Origin of the sequence: Cryobacterium sp. Hh38 (assembly GCF_004403235.1) — a bacterium.
Lineage (GTDB): Bacteria > Actinomycetota > Actinomycetes > Actinomycetales > Microbacteriaceae > Cryobacterium > Cryobacterium levicorallinum.
The window spans coordinates 60,176-81,562 of sequence record NZ_SOHD01000033.1 but is presented as its reverse complement, the minus strand read 5'-3'; the positions used below and the strand labels follow the sequence as shown (position 1 = coordinate 81,562).

General features: G+C 65.7%; 21 protein-coding genes and 1 tRNA gene. 6 read left to right on the top strand and 16 right to left on the bottom strand.

The annotated features are described in order from the left end of the window. Nucleotides 1-10: 10 nt before the first annotated feature. The 3 genes from E3T41_RS12045 to E3T41_RS12035 form a co-directional block, all read right to left on the bottom strand. The gene (locus E3T41_RS12045) at nucleotides 11-214 is read right to left on the bottom strand and encodes a cold-shock protein (protein ID WP_035834941.1); all 204 of its coding nucleotides are present in this window, start codon (nucleotides 212-214) and stop codon (nucleotides 11-13) included. A gap of 284 nt (nucleotides 215-498) precedes the next feature. Further along, nucleotides 499-1,062 carry a LytR C-terminal domain-containing protein gene (locus tag E3T41_RS12040; protein ID WP_092451088.1) on the bottom strand — a complete coding sequence of 188 codons (564 nt, stop codon included), beginning with the start codon at nucleotides 1,060-1,062 and terminating at the stop codon, nucleotides 499-501. An 84-nt stretch (nucleotides 1,063-1,146) separates the two neighbouring features. Continuing rightward, nucleotides 1,147-1,419: a DUF3263 domain-containing protein gene (locus E3T41_RS12035; RefSeq protein WP_092451090.1), complete on the bottom strand. Its 273-nt coding sequence runs from the start codon at nucleotides 1,417-1,419 to the stop codon at nucleotides 1,147-1,149. A gap of 181 nt (nucleotides 1,420-1,600) precedes the next feature. Here E3T41_RS12035 and msrB point away from each other — a divergent pair, with 181 nt between their 5' ends. Together msrB and E3T41_RS12025 are read left to right on the top strand one after the other, a co-directional pair. Beyond that, nucleotides 1,601-2,002, top strand: a complete 402-nt coding sequence (gene msrB / locus E3T41_RS12030) for a peptide-methionine (R)-S-oxide reductase MsrB (protein ID WP_092451091.1) — start codon at nucleotides 1,601-1,603, stop codon at nucleotides 2,000-2,002. 37 nt (nucleotides 2,003-2,039) lie between these two features. Then, a complete protein-coding gene (locus tag E3T41_RS12025; RefSeq protein ID WP_255455281.1) occupies nucleotides 2,040-2,654 on the top strand; it encodes a nitroreductase family protein in 615 nt (204 codons plus the stop codon). Nucleotides 2,655-2,764: 110 nt separating this feature from the next. On the opposite strand, the gene E3T41_RS12020 is transcribed toward E3T41_RS12025, so the two are convergent. The 4 genes from E3T41_RS12020 to E3T41_RS12005 all read right to left on the bottom strand — a co-directional run bounded on the left by E3T41_RS12020 (nucleotide 2,765) and on the right by E3T41_RS12005 (nucleotide 6,749). Continuing rightward, nucleotides 2,765-3,763, bottom strand: coding sequence for a DMT family transporter (locus tag E3T41_RS12020; protein WP_241991152.1), 999 nt, complete (start codon nucleotides 3,761-3,763; stop codon nucleotides 2,765-2,767). Nucleotides 3,764-3,924: 161 nt separating this feature from the next. Then, on the bottom strand, nucleotides 3,925-5,520 hold the full coding sequence (locus E3T41_RS12015) for an ABC-F family ATP-binding cassette domain-containing protein (RefSeq protein WP_092451093.1): 1,596 nt from the start codon (nucleotides 5,518-5,520) through the stop codon (nucleotides 3,925-3,927). Between the two features lie 134 nt (nucleotides 5,521-5,654). After that, nucleotides 5,655-5,727: transfer RNA gene (locus E3T41_RS12010), tRNA-Thr, on the bottom strand. Nucleotides 5,728-5,834: 107 nt separating this feature from the next. Next, a complete protein-coding gene (locus tag E3T41_RS12005) occupies nucleotides 5,835-6,749 on the bottom strand; it encodes a thioredoxin domain-containing protein (RefSeq protein WP_092451095.1) in 915 nt (304 codons plus the stop codon). 217 nt (nucleotides 6,750-6,966) lie between these two features. On the opposite strand from E3T41_RS12005, the gene E3T41_RS12000 reads away from it, so the two are divergent. Both E3T41_RS12000 and E3T41_RS11995 read left to right on the top strand, forming a co-directional pair. Beyond that, complete coding sequence (locus E3T41_RS12000; protein WP_092451097.1) at nucleotides 6,967-8,064, top strand: ABC transporter ATP-binding protein; 1,098 nt, start codon at nucleotides 6,967-6,969, stop codon at nucleotides 8,062-8,064. 73 nt (nucleotides 8,065-8,137) lie between these two features. Continuing rightward, nucleotides 8,138-9,448 (top strand): DUF4032 domain-containing protein, encoded by a 1,311-nt coding sequence (locus E3T41_RS11995; RefSeq protein WP_092451099.1) that lies wholly within the window; start codon nucleotides 8,138-8,140, stop codon nucleotides 9,446-9,448. Between the two features lie 249 nt (nucleotides 9,449-9,697). On the opposite strand, the gene E3T41_RS11990 is transcribed toward E3T41_RS11995, so the two are convergent. The 5 genes from E3T41_RS11990 to E3T41_RS11970 all read right to left on the bottom strand — a co-directional run bounded on the left by E3T41_RS11990 (nucleotide 9,698) and on the right by E3T41_RS11970 (nucleotide 15,248). Then, on the bottom strand, nucleotides 9,698-10,585 hold the full coding sequence (locus E3T41_RS11990; protein ID WP_134478765.1) for a type IV toxin-antitoxin system AbiEi family antitoxin domain-containing protein: 888 nt from the start codon (nucleotides 10,583-10,585) through the stop codon (nucleotides 9,698-9,700). Between the two features lie 217 nt (nucleotides 10,586-10,802). Next, complete coding sequence (rlmB, locus tag E3T41_RS11985) at nucleotides 10,803-11,939, bottom strand: 23S rRNA (guanosine(2251)-2'-O)-methyltransferase RlmB (protein WP_092451103.1); 1,137 nt, start codon at nucleotides 11,937-11,939, stop codon at nucleotides 10,803-10,805. Beyond that, complete coding sequence (gene cysS / locus E3T41_RS11980) at nucleotides 11,939-13,354, bottom strand: cysteine--tRNA ligase (RefSeq protein ID WP_134478763.1); 1,416 nt, start codon at nucleotides 13,352-13,354, stop codon at nucleotides 11,939-11,941. Before cysS ends, rlmB begins: the two co-directional genes overlap by 1 nt. Next, the gene (gene ispD / locus E3T41_RS11975) at nucleotides 13,351-14,673 is read right to left on the bottom strand and encodes a 2-C-methyl-D-erythritol 4-phosphate cytidylyltransferase (protein WP_134478761.1); all 1,323 of its coding nucleotides are present in this window, start codon (nucleotides 14,671-14,673) and stop codon (nucleotides 13,351-13,353) included. Before ispD ends, cysS begins: the two co-directional genes overlap by 4 nt. A gap of 92 nt (nucleotides 14,674-14,765) precedes the next feature. Next, nucleotides 14,766-15,248 (bottom strand): CarD family transcriptional regulator, encoded by a 483-nt coding sequence (locus E3T41_RS11970; protein WP_134478759.1) that lies wholly within the window; start codon nucleotides 15,246-15,248, stop codon nucleotides 14,766-14,768. 173 nt (nucleotides 15,249-15,421) lie between these two features. Here E3T41_RS11970 and E3T41_RS11965 point away from each other — a divergent pair, with 173 nt between their 5' ends. After that, nucleotides 15,422-15,937: a hypothetical protein gene (locus E3T41_RS11965; protein ID WP_092451111.1), complete on the top strand. Its 516-nt coding sequence runs from the start codon at nucleotides 15,422-15,424 to the stop codon at nucleotides 15,935-15,937. 148 nt (nucleotides 15,938-16,085) lie between these two features. On the opposite strand, the gene E3T41_RS11960 is transcribed toward E3T41_RS11965, so the two are convergent. Together E3T41_RS11960 and E3T41_RS11955 are read right to left on the bottom strand one after the other, a co-directional pair. Further along, nucleotides 16,086-16,769: a response regulator transcription factor gene (locus tag E3T41_RS11960; protein WP_092451113.1), complete on the bottom strand. Its 684-nt coding sequence runs from the start codon at nucleotides 16,767-16,769 to the stop codon at nucleotides 16,086-16,088. Beyond that, nucleotides 16,766-17,953, bottom strand: a complete 1,188-nt coding sequence (locus E3T41_RS11955) for a cell wall metabolism sensor histidine kinase WalK (RefSeq protein WP_092451115.1) — start codon at nucleotides 17,951-17,953, stop codon at nucleotides 16,766-16,768. Before E3T41_RS11955 ends, E3T41_RS11960 begins: the two co-directional genes overlap by 4 nt. Nucleotides 17,954-18,135: 182 nt before the next feature. On the opposite strand from E3T41_RS11955, the gene phoU reads away from it, so the two are divergent. Continuing rightward, on the top strand, nucleotides 18,136-18,792 hold the full coding sequence (gene phoU / locus E3T41_RS11950) for a phosphate signaling complex protein PhoU (protein ID WP_104132048.1): 657 nt from the start codon (nucleotides 18,136-18,138) through the stop codon (nucleotides 18,790-18,792). A 205-nt stretch (nucleotides 18,793-18,997) separates the two neighbouring features. Here the strand turns inward: phoU and E3T41_RS11945 are convergent, their stop codons facing one another. Both E3T41_RS11945 and E3T41_RS11940 read right to left on the bottom strand, forming a co-directional pair. After that, entirely contained in the window at nucleotides 18,998-19,750 is a 753-nt protein-coding gene (locus E3T41_RS11945) for a phosphoglyceromutase (RefSeq protein WP_134443822.1), read from the bottom strand. 185 nt (nucleotides 19,751-19,935) lie between these two features. Further along, the gene (locus tag E3T41_RS11940) at nucleotides 19,936-21,204 is read right to left on the bottom strand and encodes a folate-binding protein YgfZ (RefSeq protein WP_134478757.1); all 1,269 of its coding nucleotides are present in this window, start codon (nucleotides 21,202-21,204) and stop codon (nucleotides 19,936-19,938) included. Between the last annotated feature and the right edge of the window lie 183 nt (nucleotides 21,205-21,387).

Sequence of the window (21,387 nt, the reverse complement as noted above, 5' to 3'; positions counted from 1 at the left end):
GCGAGGCGGGTTAGGCCGGTCGCACCGATTCAGCCTGCGGGCCTTTCGCTCCGGCACCGACCTCGAAGACGACCTGCTGGCCTTCTTCAAGAACCTTGTACCCGCTCATGTCGATAGCGGAGTAGTGGACGAAGACGTCTTGCCCTCCCCCGTCGACAGTAATGAAGCCGAAACCCTTTTCAGCGTTGAACCACTTTACGGTTCCGTTCGCCATGTGTCACTCCTTGCTCAGTTTTCAACGGCAACCGCCCATTGGCTGTTCCGGGCCGTGCCGCAGAGACTGCGTTCATCCTGTGCGAGCAGCAAATCCCCGAGAGCAAGACATCTGTTACAAGTTACCTACTGGTGCAAGTTTCCTTGGGCGAGCTTTCTTGATCCGGGCGGGTATTGCCCGAACAAAATGTGTGACCAAAACGCACATTACTGAAATCGGAACAGAAGACTAGGGGCTTGACGAATCAAATCGTGGCCGCTACGACCACGGCTTTCGCGTTTTGCTCAGTCAACCGGTGAAACATAGTCGTTGCCGACGACGACGGTCATACTGGCGCCGGAATCAACGAAATTGGTGGAGACCACGATCTGCGCTCCCGAAAGGGAGGCAGCGACGCCGCGGGCGGCGCCTTCCTGGCTCGCATCGGCGTAGTAGATCACTGTGGTCGCCTCAGTGTCCGTGCTGGCGTTCCCGGTGGCATTGACCACCCAGCCTGCAGCGGTGAGTGTGTCCCTGACGGATGCTGCGACGCCGTCGTTCGCGGACCCGTTGAGCACGTTGATGGTCTGCGCCGGGTCGACGGTGGCAACGGCAGTGGGGACGGCGGTCGCTGCGGGCGTCGCGGTTGCGCTGCTCGCGGGCAGCCCGGGAATGTTGGAGAAGTCGAGGCGATTATTGATTGCTAGGATGCCGACTGCACCGATGGCGATCAACAGCCCGGTAGCCCCCAGCGCCCACCAGAATCCGATCCAGCCGCGTCCACTCTTGCCGGGGGCGCGGTGGGCTCCCACCCGGTCGAGGGCATGCGTGTGGGTGTCGAAACGGTCTTTCGCAAATTTTTTCGCCATGGTGGTGGAATCCTTGGTTGGCCGGCCGGGCCGGAATCGAGCTGCAGCGCAAGGTTCCGTGCTGGCCGAAAAGCGGGTGGGTGCCTAGTCGCGGGTGGGCAGCGAACGACTGGCGCGTGCCTCGGATCGGACGGAACGCATCCGCTGCAATCGTTTCACCAGCATGGGATCAAAAGCCAACGCCAACGGTGAGTCGACCAGTGCGCCCAATAACTGATAGTACCGGGCGGTCGACAGGCTGAAGGTGGCCCGGATGGCCTCCTCCTTGGCGCCGACATGCCGCCACCATTGCCGTTCGAAGGCGAGCACGGCCTGGTCGCGTTCGCTCAACTGGGTTGTCGGGGCGTGCTCTGTCATTGCTGCATCCCTCCCCCGGTTGGCTGTCCGTCAGGCTCATCCTATTTGCGGGCGGCTGAATGTTGCCTCCGGCACGCCCTGCCGCGGTGGGACACGCCGTGTGGAATGCGCGCGGGGCCAAGCGAGTTTAGGCTTAGTAGACGCGGCCAGTGCCCGGTCGCCGGAACGAAGGGATCTGAACATGGACTACGAAATCAAGAAGTCAGACAGCGAATGGCGCTCCGAACTGGGCGCGGAGAAATTTGCGGTGCTGCGCGAAGCCGGCACCGAACGCCCCGGCACCGGCGAGCTGCTCGACGAGGGTCGGGCCGGCCTCTACACCTGTGGCGCCTGCAACGCCGAGCTGTTTCAGAGTGGCACCAAGTTCGATTCCGGCTGCGGCTGGCCGAGCTTTTACGAGTCGGTTCGGCCCGAAGCGGTCGAACTGCTTGAGGACCGCTCCTTGGGAAGCGTGCGCACCGAGGTGCGCTGCGCGAACTGTGGCTCGCACCTCGGCCACGTTTTTCCCGACGGTTTCGGCACTCCGACCGGCGACCGGTACTGCATGAATTCGCTGTCGCTCAACTTCACGCCCGCTGAGTAGCGCGGTGTCGATGACGGGTGCGGTTGCCAGTTCGAAAGTGGCAGGTTCGGCCGGAGCGAATCCTGGTCTTCCCGGCCGGGACACGACCGGTTTCAGAACGGATACCGCGGCGGTCTTCAAAGCTGTCGCTGACCGGCGCAGTTACTCCAAGGTGACGACACTCGCCCCCAGCCGGGCGGAGTTGCTGCCGCTCGTGGCGGCGGCCGCGCGGGTGGCGGATCACGGCGCGTTGCGTCCGTGGCGGCTGCTCGAGCTGCGCGGCGACGCCCGCGACCGGCTCGGAGCGGCGTTTGTGGCGGCATCCGCTTGTGAGGGGCTCGAAGCGATCAAGCTGGCCGCCAAGCCGCTGCGCGCACCGCTGCTGATCGCGATCGTCGCGTCACGGCAGGTGAACTTCAAGGTGGCTGGCTGGGAACAGGATGCCGCGGCTGCGGGCGTCGCGCACCTTCTCACGCTGCTGCTCGAAAACGCCGGCTGGGGGGCGATGTGGCGCACCGGGCCGTTGGTGCGATCGGCGCCGGTGCGAGCGTTGCATGGCCTTGCCGAGGGGGAAGAGCTGCTTGGCTGGCTCTACGTTGGGGGAATTCCCGAGGAGTCGAAACCGTGCGTGCGGCTGTCGATTGATCCGGAGGAGTTTTTGGGGGTGCTGTAGCTCGGGGCCGTACGCTTCTTCCCCGGCCCACCTTGGAGCGCCGGCCCGTGACCTATCAGGGGCCCCTTTCCGGGCCCGGGCGGAAGGAACAGGACGTTCAAGGGCTGCGGTCAGGTGCGGGCGTGGCCGGGCCGGCGCCAGCGCACCGCGGCGATGACCACGGCGACGAGGGCGAGCGCGGTTCCGGCCAGGGTCGTTACGCCGACCGGATGCCCCTGAGTGGGCGCGAGCAGATCCAGCGCAAGGGCGCAGAGCAGCTGGCCGGCGACGATGCACAGGCCGAGCATGAGCACGCCGGTGGTACGCACGACGAGCGCGGCGCCGGCGATGAAGATGCAGCCGATGAGCCCGCCGGTATAGAGCCACGGGTTGCCCGGCAGATCGAGGGCGAAACCGACCAGCACACCGTGCACGAGCGCCGCGAGTACGAGCGCGACGGATCCGGTGAGAAAGTTCAGAAAAGTTGCCGTGAGCGCACTTTGCGCGGTGACCCGCACCTGACCGTTCACGGCCTGCTGCCAGCCCTGGCCGATACCCGCCACGAGGGGTAGCACGAGCAGCCAGAGCGCGTCGCTGCCGCCCAATTCGCCGCTCACCGTCCAGGCTACGGCGACCAAGGCGAGCACCGCGCCAACTATTTTGGACGCGTGCAGCGGTCGGCGCCCACCCGGACCGATGCCAAACCGGTCTATGAGCACACCGCTCACGGTCTGACCGGCCACAACGGCGACAGTGAACAGGGCGATGCCGAGTGGCGCGGCGACAAGGCCCTGCGACAGTACGAACAGCGCGCCGGCCAGGCCGCCGAACAGGTGCCACCAGGACAGGGTTTTCGCTCGCACCGCGCGAGTGACGAGTTGCAGGCCTCGGCGCCCGCTTCGGAACACGACGAGGCCAAGGCTGAGAATGACCAGCCCGGAGCCGAAGGAGATGACGGCGGCAGTGAATCCGTCGCCGATTTGATGCCCGAGTTCGCCATTCACGCGCGATTGCACGGCATACATGGCCCCGATCAGCACCGAGAACAGAAGCGCCAGCCAAATCGGCACAGAGGATGCCGCTGGCGCGGCCGAAGCATCCGTTCGGGTCCGTGCGCTGTCCTCTGTCACTTGGCAATACTACGAGATGGGTGCGTGCGGGTTCTGCCCGGTGCTGCCCGGTCGGGCTCCGATTCGCCCGGGGCCCACCTTAGGTCGCCGGGCCCATGATCTATCATGGGCCCGGTTTCCGGGCCCGGTCGAAAACAGCGCGCGGGGCGAGGCTTGGCGCGTCAGGCGGCGCGCACCTCGATTTCGCCGGGGGCTGCACCCTCGCTGCCGAAGACCAGGCGGCGGTTGGCGATCTTGTCGGTGAAGAAGCGATCGTGACTAACCACCACGACGGCCCCGGGAAAGTGCACGAGGGCGCGTTCCATCACCTGGGTGCTCGACATGTCGAGGTGGTTGGTCGGCTCGTCGAGCAGCAGCACCGACGCTCCGGAGAGCAGGCATTGCGCCATGGCGACGCGGGCGCGCTGACCGCCCGAGAGAGCACCGATCTTCTGTTTGAGGTCGGCCTCGCTGAACTGGAACATGGTCAGAAAACGGTTGACCGACTTCTTGGTCGCGGTGAGGGCGAGGCTGCCGGGCATGGCGTTGACGGCATGACTGACGGTGTCGCTCTCGTCGAGTTCGGCGAGAATCTGGTTGTACGAGACAACGCCGGCGCCGCTGGCCCAGGCGACGTCACCGTGGTCGGCGCTCTCCTCGCCGGTGAGCACCCGCAGCAGGGTCGTCTTTCCGCTGCCGTTACTGCCGAGCACGACAATGCGGTTGCCGCGGCGCACCTCGAAACTGAGGTTTTCGAACAGCACCTTGTCGCCGAAGCTTTTTGCCAGGCCGTCGACCCGGCAGAGGACGTCCTTGACGTGCAGGTTGCCGTAGATCTCGGTGATGATCTGGTCGACCGGGCGCGGTGTGCGCGACTTCTTGATGTGCGCCAGCTGATTGCCGAGCTGACGACTCTCGGCCTTGGCGGCCTCCCGACGGTCGGCGATCCCCTCGGCTTCGAAGGCGAGCAGCTCGGATTCGTGCACGAACTGTGCCTCAAGGGTCTTGAGGCGAAACTGCTTCTGCACGATGTACTCGCCGAAGTTGCCGGGGTACTCGTGCAGGTGAAAGTTCTCGACCTCAATGATGCGGGTGACGACAGCGTCGAGAAACTTACGGTCGTGCGAGACGACGATGGCAGCACCCTTGAAGCTCTTGAACCAGGCTTCGAGCCACTCAACACCGGCCACGTCGAGGTAGTTGGTCGGCTCGTCGAGCAGCAGTACATCGGGAGCTTCCAGCACGATCTTGGCCAGGGCAGCCCGATTACGCCAGCCACCGGAAAGCTCATCGATCGCGCAGACGCGGTGCGCCTCGTTGAATCCGAGGGTGGTCAGCGCGGTGTCGATGTGCCGCTTGTAGTCCCAGCCGTCCAGCCGATCCATCTCCTCGAACAGCTCGCCCTGCCGCCCGATCAGCCGGTCGAGTTCGGCGCTGGCCGAGGAATCGAGGGCGATCGCCGCATCAATCGCGGCGAGCTCGGCCTCAACTGCCTTCACGGCCACGAACAGTTCGTCGAGCACCTCGGTTATGGTCTGTGCACCGTTGAGTTCGGAGAACTGGGAGAAATAGCCGACCCGAATGCCATCTTCGAGGGTGACCTCGCCGGCGTCTGGCGAGACCTGGTCGAGAATCAGCTTGAGAATGGTGGACTTGCCGGAGCCGTTCTTACCGATCAAGCCGACCCGGTCGCCGGGTTCGAGGCGAAAGAACGCCTCGCGCAGAATCTGCGTGTTCTCAAAGCGGATGCTGACATCGTTCAGCCGGATCAGGCTCATGTGTGTTTCCTCCCGGGGTTTCTGCAGCGGGCATCCGCTCGAAAAACCCCAGCCATCAGTGTACGTGGCGGCCCTGTGAGACCTTGGCGGCACAAAGAAACCCCTACATCCCAGTGGGGAGTAAGGGTTGAGAGGGCCGGCCACGGGACTTGAACCCGTAACCCCCACTTTACAAGAGTGGTGCGCTACCAATTGCGCCAGGCCGGCATGAGACCAGGGCCTCGAAAGACCATCCTAAATGATTCCCGCGCCTTTGCCGCCATCGGCCAGGCGAAGCGGATGCAACGGCGCGAGCAGCAGCATCCGCTTAATAGCTACCCGGCGGGTGTCGGGGTGGGGGTCGGCGTCGAGGTCGAGTAGGTCTCGCCGAGGGCCTGCTGCACGAAGGAGGCGAATTCCTTGGGGTCATCGAGCGAGCCGGTGTAGGGCTTGCCATTGACCAGAACGGTCGGGGTGCCGGTGATGGCCTTGATCGACGAGTTGGCGATCGGACCGTCGAGGGATCGGTCGGTGGCGGCCTGAACCCAGGACTCGAAGGTTCCGTCGTCGATGCAGGTGTTGATGCTGGAGAGCGCGGTGCGCACTCCGGAATCCTTGACCACGGCCTTGAGCTCATCGTTGCTGCGGCCGGGCTTGTTTTCCTCGGGCTGGTCAACGAACAGCGCCGAGTTGAAGTCGAAGAAGTCATCGGGCGAGTAGTTGGCGACGCAAGCTGCAGCGTTGGCGGCTCGCAGGGAGTATTTGGTGCCGGCGGACTTGCTCTTGAGAATCGACACCGGGTGAATTTCGATGGTGGCGGCACCGGAGTCGACCCACTCGGCGATCTGCTCGGTATTGGCTGCTTCGAAGTCCGCACAGAACGGGCAGAGGTAGTCCAGGTAGACGCGAATGTTGGCGACGGCACCGGTGGGATCGGGTTCGGAGGGCCGAGCTGCGGCGTCGGGCTGCAGCGCCGGGGTGAGGGCCGTGATCATGCCTTCGCCGATGAGGACGCCATCGCTCGCCATGTTCCTGGGGCCGGGACCGGCCGGTTTGATCGAATTGACGATGATGACGGCAACGAGCACGACGATGGCGATGCCCGCGATGCCGATTCCGCCCTGCAGGAAGACCTTGTTGCGGCGGTCCTTCTTCTTCTGGCTGACGCGCAGCTGCTTGGCCTTGATGCGGGCCGCGTCACGGCGTCGGTTTTTTGAGGGACTGCTGTCGCTGGGTCCGCCAATAGTCATAAAGATCGCTTTCGAGAAGTGAGCGCGCGCGTTAGCGCACCTTTCGAATAGTAGATCCCCTGACTGGGAATCGACCAAACGGGGCGGGCGGGCGAAAACCGGCAGCGAGGCATCCGTCGTGCAATAATAAAAAGGTCGTGTGCTTCGGCGTGCGGCATATAATTCCTATTCACAACGGATCGTCCGGCACGTTCCTGCCGGTGAAGGAGTAATAATCATGGCTTCAGTGACCTTTGACAAGGCAACTCGGCTCTACCCTGGTTCCACCAGGCCCGCTGTTGACCAGCTCGACCTGCAGGTCGCCGATGGCGAGTTCCTGGTTCTGGTCGGCCCGTCCGGCTGCGGAAAGTCCACCTCGCTGCGGATGCTCGCCGGCCTCGAAGAGGTCAACGACGGCAACATCCTCATCGGTGACCGCAACGTGACGGATGTTCCGCCGAAGGACCGCGACATCGCCATGGTCTTTCAGAACTACGCGCTGTACCCGCACATGACCGTCGCCGAGAACATGGGCTTCGCGCTCAAGATCGCCGGCATCAACAAGGACGAGCGTGCCGCCCGCGTACTCGAGGCCGCCAAGCTGCTCGACCTGGAGCCCTACCTCAGCCGCAAGCCGAAGGCCCTCTCCGGTGGTCAGCGTCAGCGCGTTGCTATGGGACGCGCGATCGTGCGTCAGCCGCAGGTGTTCCTGATGGATGAGCCGCTCTCCAACCTTGACGCCAAGCTGCGCGTGCAGACGCGTACCCAGATCGCCTCGTTGCAGCGCCGACTCGGCGTCACGACCGTCTACGTGACCCACGACCAGACCGAGGCGCTCACCATGGGCGACCGGATTGCGGTACTCAAGGACGGCATCCTGCAGCAGGTAGGTTCGCCCCGCGACCTGTACGCGAAGCCGCAGAACGTCTTCGTGGCCGGCTTCATCGGCAGCCCCGCGATGAATCTGTTCCTCGCGGACACCGTCGACGGCGGCATCAAGTTCGGCACCGCGACCGTTCCCGTGCAGCGCGACACCCTGGCCAGTTCCACCGGCAAGAAGGTCACCGTGGGAATCCGTCCGGAAGACATCCAGATGTCGTCGACCGCGGGCGAGGGCCTGCAGATCGAGGTCGACCTGGTCGAAGAGCTCGGCGCCGACGGCTACCTCTACGGTCACTCCACGATCGAGGGCAAGCGCACCGACATTGTCGCTCGCGTCGACGGCCGCTCGCACCCGAACGCCGGCGAGACGGTGTACCTCACGGCTACCCCGAACCACCTGCACGTGTTCGACGCTGAAACCGGCCTGCGCCTCGGCGGCGCCGTCACCGACTAGTCAGCTTTTCGAGTATTTTGGCTTTCGGCTGGAGGGAGTTCGCTCCCTCCAGCCTTTTTCTTAGGGTCACACTATGAGCGGTTCCCTCAATATCACCGCGGCCACGGCCGACCCGGCGCTGCTCGACCTGCCGTGGCATCTGCCCCTGGACGCCTGGCCGAACGAGAACATCGCCTCGCTGCCCAAGGGCATTTCCCGGCACCTGGTGCGGTTCGCTCACCTGAGCGGGCGGGTGGTCGCCATCAAGGAGACCACGAGCGAGATGGCCAAGCGCGAGTACGACATGCTGCGCACCCTGGCCAACCTCGAGATTCCCTGTGTCGAGCCGGTCGCCGTCATCACCAATAGAACGGATGCCGACCTCGACCCCCTGAATTCGGTTCTGGTCACCCGGCACCTCAAGTTTTCACTCCCCTATCGCGCCCTGTATTCGCACGCCCTGCGCCCGGATACTGCCACCCGGCTGGTCGACGCCCTCGCCGTTCTGCTGGTGCGGCTGCACATGATCGGATTCTTCTGGGGCGACGTGTCGCTATCGAACACCCTGTTTCGGCGCGATGCCGGCGCCTTCGCGGCCTATCTCGTCGACGCCGAGACCGGACAGTTGTATTCCGGTGGGCTGTCGAACGGCCAGCGCGAGAACGATTTGGAAATCGCCCGGGTGAACATTGCCGGCGAATTGATGGACCTCGAAGCCGGCGGCCGCGTCGCCGACGAACTCGACCCGATCCGGGTCAGCAACGGCATCGTTGCGGCCTACCGGCTGCTCTGGAAGGAGCTCACCGGCTCCGAGTCGTTCTCCAGTTCCGAACGGTGGCGCATCACCGAACGCGTCGAGCGCCTCAATAACCTCGGCTTCGACATCGAGGAACTCGCGATCAAGACCGATGGGACCGGTTCGCGCGTGCGGATTCAGCCCAAGGTTGTCGACGCCGGCCACCATCAGCGTCGCCTGCTGCGCCTGACCGGCCTCGATGCCGAAGAGAACCAGGCTCGTCGGCTGCTCAACGACCTCGACTCCTACCGCGCTGCGTATGGTTCGCCGGCCGCCGACGAGGAAATGGTCGCGCACGAGTGGCTCGTGCGCGTGTTCGAGCCGGTGGTGCGGGCGATACCCGTGGAGATGCAGGGCAAGCTCGAGCGGGCGCAGGTGTTCCACCAGCTGCTCGATCACCGCTGGTACATGGCGCAGAACCAGTCGCGGGACATTCCGCTGGCCGAGGCCGTGACCTCGTATGTGCAGGATGTGCTGCGGCACCGCCGCGACGAGGCAACCGTGCTGGACCCGCTGACTGGCGCAATCACGCTGCCGATCCGCGTGCAGCTCGGCGACGATACCTCGGTCGACCCCGATGACGCCGACGACTGGACCCTCAAGGTCTAGCTCCCTCCTCTTCTTCGACCGGGCCCGAGCCCGGAAACGGGGCCCATGATAGATCATGGGCCCCATTCCGTAAGGTGGGCCTGGAGCACCAGAACACCACTCTGACGCCAAGGTCGGATCGTGAGGCGGCGGGCATCCGCTTGACTGATTAGGCTCGGGGAACGTCGTGCTCGGTCAGGAATTCGTAAAATAGGCGGGGCGAGTAGGCCGTGTCCCAGTCCCACCGATCGAAGCTGCTGACACCGGGTCTCAGCAGGTTCTCGCGATCCTTTTCAACGGTGACAACTTCTGAGGGATGACGGTCCCCCAGAATGGCGCCCCGGGTGTACTTATTTTTCCGTCGAACTCGCCGTTCTTGCGCACTCCGCGCCAGAAGAAGTCGACCCAGTACTCGCGCCCCTTCACCACAAAACGCACCTGAAGGTCGGGTATCTCGAAGCCCAACTCGGCCATGCGAACGCGACTGAGGGACTCGCCCGGGTTAGCTGAGAGCGGATTCGCGAATTCAATTGCGCGGCGCGCCTGAGCGCCTCCGTTCCGCGGATGCACACTGGTGAGTTCGGCATACAGCGCGTCTTTGGTGAGGAGCGGGGGGCCAAGGGTTCCATGCCGGCGTTCCGCCTCCGCGCGCTCCTGCTCCACTCGTAGGGCGTGGTCCATCATCGTGACGCCGACGAGAAAAGTCGAATTGGCTGCCACGTCGATGAGGGTGCGGGGAAGGCTGGTGGCGGCGCATCCGTTCACCGTGACTGTTTCGGGCTCGACCACGCTGCGATGACTCGTGGTGAATCGGGCACTGCTCCCGCCAGCGGTGTCATTGTTGATCGCGTGCACGACCTGCGGCCACGGGCCGATGATGGGCAGGCCATGCAGCACCGCCGCCGCCGAATGATGCGAGAGTAGCAGCGGCTGCTCGGCCGCGAGGACGGTGGCACGTACAAAGAGTCGATATCGGTCCTCGCTGTGGCCGGAGCGCCAGGCCGTCCCCAGGGCGTAAATTCCACGACGGATGCGCACCAGCTGCCCATTCGCAAGGAGTGCGCGCACGACATGCGTGGTGAGTCCCGACGCGAGCAGGGATTCGGCAAGAATGAGTCCCTCGTTGCGGGCATTTGGTAGATCCAGGCTGTCAAGCATGGCTACTTTTTACCGGGTACGGGTCTCGAGCGTCGAAAAGTTGGCGGACTTGTGGGAACTGGATGGCGGCATCCGCTGTGGAGGAGAGCCGCGGGCCGCCGCGGAGCGCACGCCGACCTCGCCCCGCTTGCCCGGCCGGGCCCACCTTACGGAACCGGGCCCGGGCCCCGTCGCAAAAGGACACGGCGGCAGGGGCGCGCGGGCTGCCGCGCAGGGGCTACTGCTTCGCGGCCTGCTTGGCCTTCTTGATCTCGGCGCGCAGGCGGGAGACCTCGTACAGGGTGACGCCGGCGGCGATTCCGGCGTTGAGCGACTCGGTCGAGGCGCTGATCGGAATCGAGACGATCGCGTCGCAGGTCTCGGTGACGAGGCGGGACAAGCCCTTACCCTCGCTGCCGACGACGATCACGATCGGGCGCTCGGCGAAACCGGTGCCGAGGTCGGGCAGCGACACATCGCCATCGCCGGCCAGGCCGAGCACGAACACGCCCTGCGCCTTGAGGGCCTTGAGCGTCTGGGTCAGGTTGCTCGCCATCGCGACGGGCGTTCGGGCGGCGGCGCCGGCGCTGGTCTTCCAGGCTGAGGCGGTGACGCCGACCGAGCGACGCTGCGGAACGATGATGCCGTGGCCGCCGAACGCAGCGGTCGAACGGATGATCGCACCCAGGTTGCGCGGGTCGGTGATGCCGTCGAGGGCCACGAACAACGGCTTATGGCCGCGGCTGATGGTCAGTTCGAGCAACTCCATCGGGTGCGCGTACTCGTAGGCCGGAACCTTGAGCGCGAGGCCCTGGTGCACGGCGTCGCGACCGGCGAGACGGTCAAGCTCGGGGCGCATGACCTCGAGAATGGGGATGTTGCGGCTCGTCGCCATAAGCAGCACCTCTTTAACGCGCTCATCCATTTCGATGCGCGCCGCGATGTACAGAGTCAGCGCCGGAATCTTCGCGCGCAGCGCCTCCAGCACCGAGTTACGGCCGGTGACAATCTCGTGCTCGTCGATCTGCTGGGCGCGACGGGTCGAAGAGCCACCGCCGCCGGTGTTGCCGGTGCCGCGCTGCGGGCCGCCCTGCGATGCGCCGCGGGCACCGCCGCGAGCAGCGGGGCCGCCGCGCGAGCCGCCGCGGTTGGCGGAAGCATCCGCTGCGGGGCGGGAGTTGAAGCCGCCGGCCGCGGTGAAGCGCTCGGCAGCAGCCTTGCGCTTGCCCGCGGGGTGATACGGACGGTCTTCGGCCTTAGGCGTGGGCTTCTTGCCCTCGAGCGCCTGACGGCCCTGGCCGCCGGAGCCGACTTGGGCTCCACGGCTGCCCTTGCGCACCGCTCCGGTACGCGATTTGCGGTCTAAGTTCTTCATCAGTCAAAGCTCCAATGGGCACCCGACGGGGTGTCTTCGATGGTAATTCCGGCGGCGACGAGTTCGTCCCGGATTCGGTCTGCGGCCGCGTAGTCGCGGTTTTCCCTGGCGAGGTTGCGGTCGCCGAGCAGCCGCTCGACCAACGCACTCAGGGCCACCATGGCCGGTTCGTCCGTCGCCACGGCCCAGCCGGGCGACAAAGGGTTGATTCCCAGCACTTCGCTCATCGCGAGTACTTCACTGCGAGCGGATGCCGCAGCGTGCAGGTCTTCGGCATCCAGCGCGGCGTTTCCGGCCCGCACGGTGTCGTGCAACACGCCGAGCGCCTGCGGAACGGCAAGGTCGTCGTCCATGGCCGCGGCGAACTCGTCGGGCACGACCTCGACGCCACTCCCGGCGAACCGGGTACCGGCGAGGCGCCGGTCTGCACGGTCGAGAAAACTTTCGACGCGCTCGAGGGCCGCTTCGGCCTCGGCCAGGGACCCGTCGTTGTAGTCAATGGTCGAGCGATAGTGGGCCGCGCCGAGAAAATAGCGAACGACGATGGCGCGAGCCTGGTCGAGCAGTTCGGCCGCGAACACGGAATTGCCGAGCGACTTGGACATCTTCTGCCCGTTCACGTTCACCAGGCCGTTGTGCACCCAGTAGTTCGCGAACTCGCTGCCGGCCGCGTTCGACTGAGCCATCTCGTTCTCGTGGTGCGGAAACCGCAGGTCGAGTCCGCCGCCGTGAATGTCGAACCGGTCGCCGAGATAGCGGGCTGCCATAGCCGAGCACTCGATGTGCCAGCCGGGGCGACCAACGCCCCACGGCGATGGCCAGGCGGCTGAGGTCGGCTCGCCCTCCTTGTGGGCCTTCCACAGGGCGAAGTCGTGGGGGTCGCGCTTGCCGCGCGGCGAAGCATCCGCTGCCGCTTCCATATTGCCCGGCGACTGGTGCGTGAGCGCGCCATAGGCGGCCCAGCTCGCACTAGAAAAATACACGTCGGCCGAACCGTCAGCGGCCGGGTAGGCGTTGCCGCGTTCGATCAGGGAGGCGATGAGGGTCTGCATCTCGGTGATGCTCGCCGTCGCGCGCGGCTCGTAGGTGGGGGCAAGAATGCCGAGGCGCTGATAGCCCGCGGTGAACTCCAGCTCGTAGCGGTAGGCCAGCGCCCACCATTGCTCGCTCGAGCCCTTGGCGTTGATCAGAATTTTGTCGTCGATGTCGGTGACGTTGCGCACGAACGTGACGTTCAGTCCACGGTAGCTGAGCCAGCGGCGCAACTGGTCGTAGACCAGGGCGCTGCGCAGGTGACCGATGTGAGGGCTGGACTGCACAGTGGGTCCACACACGTACATTCCGACCTGGCCCGGTTCGAGGGGGACAAAGTCACGCAAGGCCTGGGCCTTCGAATCGTACAGTTGCATGGTCACACCTCCCAGTTTAGGTCAGGGGTCTGACCCGGCTCTGGTGCCGCGGGCGGTAGCGGGTAGAGCAGCGCCGTGGCCGTCGCCGCGACGCCCTCGCCGCGACCGGTGAATCCGAGGGCGTCGGTCGTGGTCGCTGCGATATTGATCGGTGCAGCGAGGATGCCGGCGAGTCGCGTTTCGGCCTCGGCCCGACGCGGCGCGAACTTGGGGCGGTTGCCGATGATCTGCACCGAGACGTTGCCGATCTGGTAGCCGGCGGCTGCGACCAGGCGCACCGTTTCGGTGAGAAAAACGTCGCCGTGGGCGCCGCTGAACCGCGGATCAGTCGTGCCGAACACGCTGCCGATGTCACCGAGACCGGCGGCGCCGAGCAGGGCGTCGCAGATAGCGTGGCAGGCGACGTCGCCGTCGCTGTGCCCGCTGAGGCCGCGCTCCCCCGGCCAATACAGCCCGGCCAGCCAGAGCTCGGTGGTGCCGTCAGGCTCAGTGTCGGCGGCGAAGGCGTGCACGTCAAGGCCGGTCCCGATGCGCGGCAGGAGCGGGAGCAGCGGCGGGGTTGCGGCGGCGTGCAGGATCAAGTCAGCTCGGTCGAGGTCTTCCGGCGTGGTGATCTTGAAGGCGAGGGCGTCGCCGGCAATGACGGAGACCGGGTGACCGGCGTCGGCGACAAGGGCCGCATCGTCGGTGAGCGCCTCGAACCGGCCGTTCTGCACGGCCCAGGCGCGGGCAGCGGCGAGCATGGCACGGGGAAATCCCTGCGGGGTCTGGACGGCGGAGAGTTCGGATCGGTCGACGGTGCCGAGGATGGCGCCGGAGGCGGCGACCCGTTTGATGGTGTCCACGACCGGGAGCCCCGGAATGATGCCGTGCCCGGTGGAGCGCACGGCGTCGACGACGGCATCGCACAAGCTGGCGGGGGTGAGAGCACGCGCGGCATCGTGTACGAGCACCACGTCGACACCCGGCAGCAGGGCTGCGACGCCCAGGTCGACGGAGTCCTGGCGGGTGCGTCCGCCGGCGACGATCGTTAGGGCCGCCGCGGGCGACTCGTGACGAGCCGCAGCAGCGGCGGCGATGGCGCGGGCATCCGCTACCCGCTCGCTGGGGGCAACAACGATGATCTGCACGGGCGAACGCATTCCAAAAATGGAATCTAGGACGTGGTCGAGCAGGGGGCGCATATGCAGCAAAACGAATGCTTTAGGTTCGGCGTGCCCCAGACGAATTCCGCTGCCGGCAGCGACGATGATCACGGCAACGGTGGGCGAATCGGGTGAGGGTTCGTCGAGCGGGCTGGCCGGCGGCAGGAGGGGAACAGTCATATCTGGAGGGTATCTATCTGGGCGATGCAGCGGGATGGACAAGCAAAAGGCGGCACCTCGCGGCACCGCCCCTCACGAAGCAAAATAAAGAATCAGGAAGCGAGGACTTCATCCAGAACGGTGGAGGCCCGCTCTTCATCGGTCTTCTCGGCCAGGGCCAACTCGCTGATCAGGATCTGCCGGGCCTTGGCCAACATGCGCTTCTCACCGGCGGACAGGCCGCGGTCCTGGTCACGACGCCACAGGTCGCGCACGACCTCCGATACCTTGATGACATCGCCGCTGGCGAGCTTCTCGAGGTTGGCCTTGTACCGGCGGGACCAGTTGGTGGGCTCCTCAGTGAACGGTGCCCGCAGCACTTCGAACACCTGGTCGAGGCTCTCCTGGCCGATCACGTCGCGCACGCCGACCAGGTCGACGTTCTCGGCGGGAACCTCAATTGTAAGATCACCCTGCGTGACGTTGAGCTTGAGGTAGAGCTTCTCTTCACCCTTGATGATGCGCGTTTTCACCTCGGTGATCGTCGCAGCGCCGTGGTGGGGATAAACAACAGTTTCGCCAACCTCAAACAGCATAGGGATCCCTTCAGCAACGACCAGGATACCACATCAAGGTAGTGCTAAAGTACGCGCGCCCCCGCGAGGCGCGGCGACGACATGTCACCGCCCAGACTCGCCGCTAAGCTAGTGCCAAAGCGAATTCTGCAGCGCCGGCCCACCGTCGAACGCTGCTTCGGTATGGAGGTCTTGTGAGAGCGCGCATCGCTGCATCCGTTGTACTGGCGGCCGGCATTCTGTTGGGCACGAGCGCATGCGGATTTTTCGCACCGCAGGCCACCTCGATCGAATACAACGCGAGCGACGGAGTCAGTGGTGATGTTGGCGAGATCCACATTCGCAACGGTCTGCTGCTCTCGACCGACGGTGAACTGGCGAACCTGATCGTGTCCGTCGTGAACACGACCGACTCCGAGCAGAACCTGGTCGTGCAGTACGAGTCCAGCACCGGCACGGTCACGCAGGATATTCCGGTCGAGGCCAACACAACCGTGACGTTCGGCACCGAGGGTGAAGAATCGGTCATTCTCGAGAACATGGACAGCCAGCCCGGCTCGCTATTTCCGGTGTTCTTCCAGTACGGCGAAGAGACCGGCGTCGAGCTGCTGTTGCCGGTGCTGACCGGCACTCAGGGTGAGTACTCGACCCTGCTGCCGACGCTCGCGCCGACCGAGACCCCCGAGCCGGCTGAGACGCCCGCAGCGTAGGTTTTTCGGCACACTGGCCGCCATTCTCTCGGGGACGGCGGCCTGTTTTATGTCTGCGGCAGCCTGCGCCGCGCGGCCGGCGGGACGCGCGCGGGTGCGCGAATCCACTGCCCGCCTGGTCAAGCGGATGCCGCCCGTCCGTGACTGCTCAGGCCTCGAAGCGGTAACCGAGCCCGCGCACGGTGACGAGCATGGTCGGGTCAGACGGGACCGCCTCGATGCGCGAACGGATGCGTTTAATGTGCACGTCGAGCGTCTTGGTGTCGCCGAAGTAGTCCGTGCCCCAGACCCGGTCGATGAGCTGACCGCGGGTGAGCACCCGGCCGGCGTTGCGCAGTAGAAACTCGAGCAGCTCGAATTCCTTGAGCGGCATATTCACGAGTTCGCCGGACACTGAGACGGCGTGCCGCTCGACGTCCATGCGCACGGTGCCGGCGGCAAGCGTGGTGTCGTCGTCATCGCCGCCCTGATCGTCGTGGCGCCGGAGCACCGCACGGATGCGCGCAACGAGTTCGCGCGTCGAATACGGCTTGGTCACGTAGTCGTCGGCGCCGAGTTCCAGCCCGACGACGATATCGATTTCGGAGTCCTTGGCGGTGAGCATGATGATCGGCACCGTCGACCGGGTGCGGATCTCACGGCACACCTCGGTGCCCGGAATTCCGGGCAGCATGAGGTCGAGCAGGATGAGATCGCTGCCGTTCTGGTCGAATTCGCTGATCGCGCTCGGCCCGTCTTCGGCCACGACGACCTCGTAGCCCTCACGTTCGAGCAGGAAGCTCAGCGGCTCGCTCAGCGCGCTCTCGTCTTCGACCAGAAGGATGCGTGTCATGGTGTGTCTCCTGCGGCCGCACGTGCGGCTGGTTGCGGCTTCTTGGGGCCGGGTTCGATCGGCTGCGCCGCCTCGGGGAGACGGATGGTGAAGGTGGATCCGCTGCCCGGCTGGGACCAGACGCGAATGTCTCCGCCGTGGTTCTGCACGACGTGTTTGACGATGGACAGGCCCAGTCCGGTTCCGCCGGTGTGGCGCGAACGGGCTTGGTCGACCCGGAAAAACCGTTCGAAGACCCGGTCCAGATCGGCCTCGGCAATTCCGACGCCCTGATCGGTGACGGTGATTTCGACGATGCCCTTCTGCAGGCGCACGCCAACGCCCACGCGCGATCCCTCGAGGGAGTAGTTCACCGCGTTGGCGACCAGGTTGTGCACGGCCACGATGAGCAGGGCTTCATCGCCGTAGACGTGGGCACCAGACTTCTTGCCCAGAACAATGGTGATGCGTTCCGCCTCGGCGACGACCCGACTCTGGTCGACGGCCGCGGCGACGATGTCGTCGACGCTGAGATTCTCCGGCTCGGCGAGCACGTCCTGCGCCTGCAGCCGGGACAGTTCAATGATCTCCTGGGTGAGGCGGCCGAGCCTGGCCGACTCGGTCGTTAACCGGTTGGCGAAGCGGCGAACCTGCGCCGGTTCATCCGCTGCCTTGTCGAGCGCCTCGGCGAGCAGACCGACGGAGGCGATCGGGGTCTTCAGTTCGTGGCTGATGTTTGCGACGAAGTCGCGGCGCACCTCGTCGAGGCGGAAGGCTTCGGTGCGGTCTTCGGCCAGGAGCAGCACGTAGCGAGTGCCGAGCCGGGCCAGGCGCACCCGAAACCGCATGCTTGCGTCGCCGAACGGGCCGCGGGAGAGCACGAGGTCTTCGCTGATCGGCTCGCCGGTGCTGCGCACTCGTCGGGCGAGTTCGAGCAGTTCGGGATGCACGAGCTGATGGTTCCAGACCAGACCGAGAGTGAGGGCGCCCGGGCTGGTCTTGATGACGTTGTTGGACGGGTCGAGCACGACGCCGGCGGTCTCGAGGGCGTCGAGCACCTGGTCGATTCCGTCGGGCACGGCTGGGTTGACCACTTCGCTGGCGCGGCGTCCGTGCCGTTCGGCGACGTGCAACAGGGTCACGAAGCCAGCCCCGACGCCGAGGCCGAGTGCCAGCGACAGCAACACCAGCAACGTCGATTCCATAACCTACAGGTTACTGACACTCTGGGGCTCTACTTCGCAGCGAAGGCCGCCGGAGACCTGTACTTTAGAAAGTGTTCAAGACCACGGCACCTGCCGTTAACCTAAATCCGGCATTCTAGGTCGGAGGCCAAGGCGGGTCTCACAGGCCCGTGCGTGCCCGCGCGGCAAGGAAGGACCACAGCATGCGCGACGTATTCCAGCAGGAGCTGGCAGAAGTTCAACAACGATTAGTCGAGATCTCTCGGCTCGTCGCCATCTCGATGGACAAGGCCACTCGCGCCTTCAACGAGAGTGACGTCAGCCTCGCCGAAGAGGCCATCACCGAAGACGAGAAGATCGACGAACTCACGGTCGAGCTCGACGAGCTCGCGATCACCATTTTGGCCCGCCAGCAGCCGGTCGCCCGTGACCTGCGAATTGTCGTGAGTGCCCTGCGCATCAGCGCCTCCCTTGAGCGGATGGGCGACCTTTCGACGCACATCGCCCAGCTGGCCCGCTACCGTTTTCCCGACAAAGTCATTCCCAAGGGACTGCGCGGCACGTTCGCCGAAATGGGCGCGCTCGACGTGGTCATCGCGAACATGCTCACCGAGCTACTCCTGCACCAGGACATGGCCCTCGCCGAGACCATTCGTAATGAAGACGACAAGGTCGACGCGCTGCACGTGAGCGTGTTCGACGCCGTGCTCGGCGAAACCTGGAAGGGGCTCGCCGCCGACACCGTCGATGCGACCCTGGCCAGCCGGTACCACGAGCGGTTCGCCGACCACGCTGTGTCCATCGCGAAGAAGGTGCAGTACCTCGGCACGGGGGCCTGGCACCAGGACAACAACGACTGACTTATTGCGCGTGAGAGGCCCCGGAGCATGCTCTCGCGGGGCCTTTTGCGTGAAACTGATGCCCCGCCCGGTTGCGGCACGGGTGAGCGCCCGATATCGGTAGCCGCTACGGTAACGGGCGTAGCGCGCACCAGTTTCGGGCGCGCTCAGAACCTGCGGGCAGATAGAAGGCCCCGGAGCACCTGCTCCGGGGCCTTCTATGGGGCTACTTCGTGTTGCCCTGGGCTGCGACGGCGGCAGCTCCGGCGGCGGCGGCCTCGGCGTCGAGGTACTCCCCCGGGCCAAGCGGCATGAAGTCTTCGCCGAGCCGATATACCAGCGGGATTCCGGTGGGGATGTTCAGTTCGGCGATGTCGGCGTCGCTGATGCCGTCGAGGTGCTTGACCAGGGCGCGCAGGGAGTTGCCGTGCGCGGTCACCAGGACGGTCTTGTTCGCCTGCAGGTCGGGCACAATGTCGGACTGCCAGTAGGGCAGCATCCGCTCGACGACGTCTTTGAGGCATTCGGTGCGGGGAAGGTCGTCGCCGAGGTCGGCGTAGCGCGCGTCGTGCGCCTGCGAGAACTCGCTGGAGTCGTCGAGCACGGGCGGCGGGGTGTCGTAGGAGCGGCGCCACAGCATGAACTGCTCCTGGCCGAACTTGGCCTGGGTGGCCGCCTTGTCGAGGCCCTGCAGTCCGCCGTAGTGGCGTTCGTTGAGGCGCCAGGAGCGCTTGACCGGGATCCACGAGCGGTCGGCTTCTTCGAGCGCGAGGTTCGCGGTCTGGATGGCGCGGGACAGCAGGCTGGTGTGCAGCACGTCGGGCAGCAGGCCGGCGTCCTTGAGCAGTACACCGGCGCGCGCGGCTTCGGTGGCACCCTGCTCGCTGAGGCGAACGTCCACCCAGCCGGTGAACAGGTTCTGCTGATTCCAGGTGCTTTGGCCGTGGCGGAGGAGGACGAGTGTGTAGGGGGCAGACATGTGCCCACTCTATCGAGCGTGGGTGACGCAGTTGCGCCGGAGCGCACCCGCCGGCGGGGGCTAATTCAGGAAAACTGGTCACAACGGATGCCGCCACCCGCGCCGACACGCGGGAAGCAGCATCCGTCACAGAGGATTTCCTGAATAAGCCATCGACAGTCGGCGAGCCCGGGGACCCTGGAAGGTCAGCGAACGGGGGCGCGGACTCCGAGGCGGGGCAGGCGGGGAATGTCGGCGACCGACCCGGCGGACTGCGGCACGATGATCTCCTGGCCGGCCGAGATGGAGATGCCCTCGGACTCGACGTAGAGCGTCGATGCGCCCGGGATGGTGCGCTTGATCACGGCGAGCGCGATCGGTCCGAGCTCATAGTGGATGGCACTCGACGTGATGCTGCCGACAACGACCCGTTCGGGCTCGGCTTCGGGCCGGACGCGGTCGGCCTGCACCGGGTCGCCGGGCGCGGGCAGCACGCCTTCCGACCCGTCGAGGTGCAGCATGACGAGGCGGCGCGGCGGGTGGCCGAGGTTGTGCACCTTGGCCACGGTTTCCTGTCCGCGGTAGCAGCCCTTGCTGAGGTGCACGGCGGTGCGCAGCCAGTCCAGCTCGTGCGGGATGCTCTTCTCATCGACCTCCCGGGCCCGGCGCGGACGCCACGCGGCGATGCGCAGCGCCTCGAGCGCGAGCAGTCCGGCCGGTTTTACCAGTGAAGCTGATGCTGCAGCGCCGGTTGGGACTGGGGCGGCCGGGTCGGAGGCGGGCGCGGTTGCGGCGGGCGTGGCGGACTCGGGCCTGACGGTGAGGGCGCCGGCGGCGAGTGCGTCACGCAGGGCGGGGAGGCTGGCGCGGGCCACGAGGGTCTCGGTGTAGGTCCAGCGGGTTCCGGGATGCTCGGGCGCCTCGGCATACTGATAGCCGCCTCGGGCGACAGTGGCCCAAGGATCCAGCCAGGTCAGCGGCACGCGGTTCGGGGCGGCGGCGGTGATGCCAACGGAGGCGGGGGCATCCGTCATGGCGCCGATGGTGGCGTAGGCGAGGGTGTGGTCGACGACCTGCACCCGCAGCATGAACTTCATGCGGTCGAGGAAGGTTTGCAGGCCGGGCAGCTCGGCGGCCTCAACGAGGAGCCAGGTTTCGACGCCGTCATCGAGCACGCGGACGGCGTACTGAAGGTGTCCGTTGGGGTCGAGCAACAGCATCTCGGTGGATTCGCCGGGGGCGAGGGTTTTGAGTTCCTGGCTGGCGATGGAGTTGAGCCAGCTGAGACGGTCGGGGCCGGCGACGGAAAGCACGCCGCGGTGCGAGAGGTCGACGATGGCGTGTCCGGCAACGAGCGAGCGTTGTTCGATCATGGGGTTGCCGTAGTGCGCGGCGACGCCGGCATCGATTCCCGCGGACTGCACCGCGCCGGGCAGTCCGAGCAGCGGTGAGACGGTTGTTGCCGGGTCAGTCATGGCACTCAATTCTGCCGATCCGGGTTGACGGTCGGCGATCGTGCTTGGGGGCGTGCTCGTTGGCACGGCTCATGCACTAACAACACTACGGCCCGCGGATTTATTCGACAGGCGTGGGGCGTCGGATGACTCGTGGCACTCGTTCACGTTGAGAACACTCCTACGAACAATTCCCGCCAGCCT

Coding starts and splice junctions, on each gene's coding strand:
- E3T41_RS12040 (WP_092451088.1), bottom strand. CDS start 1,062: ATGGCGAAAAAATTTGCGAAAGACCGTTTCGACACCCACACGCATGCC.
- E3T41_RS11955 (WP_092451115.1), bottom strand. CDS start 17,953: ATGGAATCGACGTTGCTGGTGTTGCTGTCGCTGGCACTCGGCCTCGGC.
- E3T41_RS11940 (WP_134478757.1), bottom strand. CDS start 21,204: ATGACTGACCCGGCAACAACCGTCTCACCGCTGCTCGGACTGCCCGGC.
- E3T41_RS11945 (WP_134443822.1), bottom strand. CDS start 19,750: ATGTCTGCCCCCTACACACTCGTCCTCCTCCGCCACGGCCAAAGCACC.
- E3T41_RS12015 (WP_092451093.1), bottom strand. CDS start 5,520: ATGAGCCTGATCCGGCTGAACGATGTCAGCATCCGCTTTGAGAACACG.
- E3T41_RS11970 (WP_134478759.1), bottom strand. CDS start 15,248: ATGCTGTTTGAGGTTGGCGAAACTGTTGTTTATCCCCACCACGGCGCT.
- E3T41_RS11960 (WP_092451113.1), bottom strand. CDS start 16,769: ATGACACGCATCCTTCTGGTCGAAGACGAGAGCGCGCTGAGCGAGCCG.
- E3T41_RS12005 (WP_092451095.1), bottom strand. CDS start 6,749: ATGACTATTGGCGGACCCAGCGACAGCAGTCCCTCAAAAAACCGACGC.
- E3T41_RS11995 (WP_092451099.1), top strand. CDS start 8,138: ATGAGCGGTTCCCTCAATATCACCGCGGCCACGGCCGACCCGGCGCTG.
- E3T41_RS12045 (WP_035834941.1), bottom strand. CDS start 214: ATGGCGAACGGAACCGTAAAGTGGTTCAACGCTGAAAAGGGTTTCGGC.
- E3T41_RS12035 (WP_092451090.1), bottom strand. CDS start 1,419: ATGACAGAGCACGCCCCGACAACCCAGTTGAGCGAACGCGACCAGGCC.
- ispD (WP_134478761.1), bottom strand. CDS start 14,673: ATGACTGTTCCCCTCCTGCCGCCGGCCAGCCCGCTCGACGAACCCTCA.
- rlmB (WP_092451103.1), bottom strand. CDS start 11,939: ATGAAGAACTTAGACCGCAAATCGCGTACCGGAGCGGTGCGCAAGGGC.
- phoU (WP_104132048.1), top strand. CDS start 18,136: ATGCGCGACGTATTCCAGCAGGAGCTGGCAGAAGTTCAACAACGATTA.
- E3T41_RS12000 (WP_092451097.1), top strand. CDS start 6,967: ATGGCTTCAGTGACCTTTGACAAGGCAACTCGGCTCTACCCTGGTTCC.
- msrB (WP_092451091.1), top strand. CDS start 1,601: ATGGACTACGAAATCAAGAAGTCAGACAGCGAATGGCGCTCCGAACTG.
- E3T41_RS11990 (WP_134478765.1), bottom strand. CDS start 10,585: ATGCTTGACAGCCTGGATCTACCAAATGCCCGCAACGAGGGACTCATT.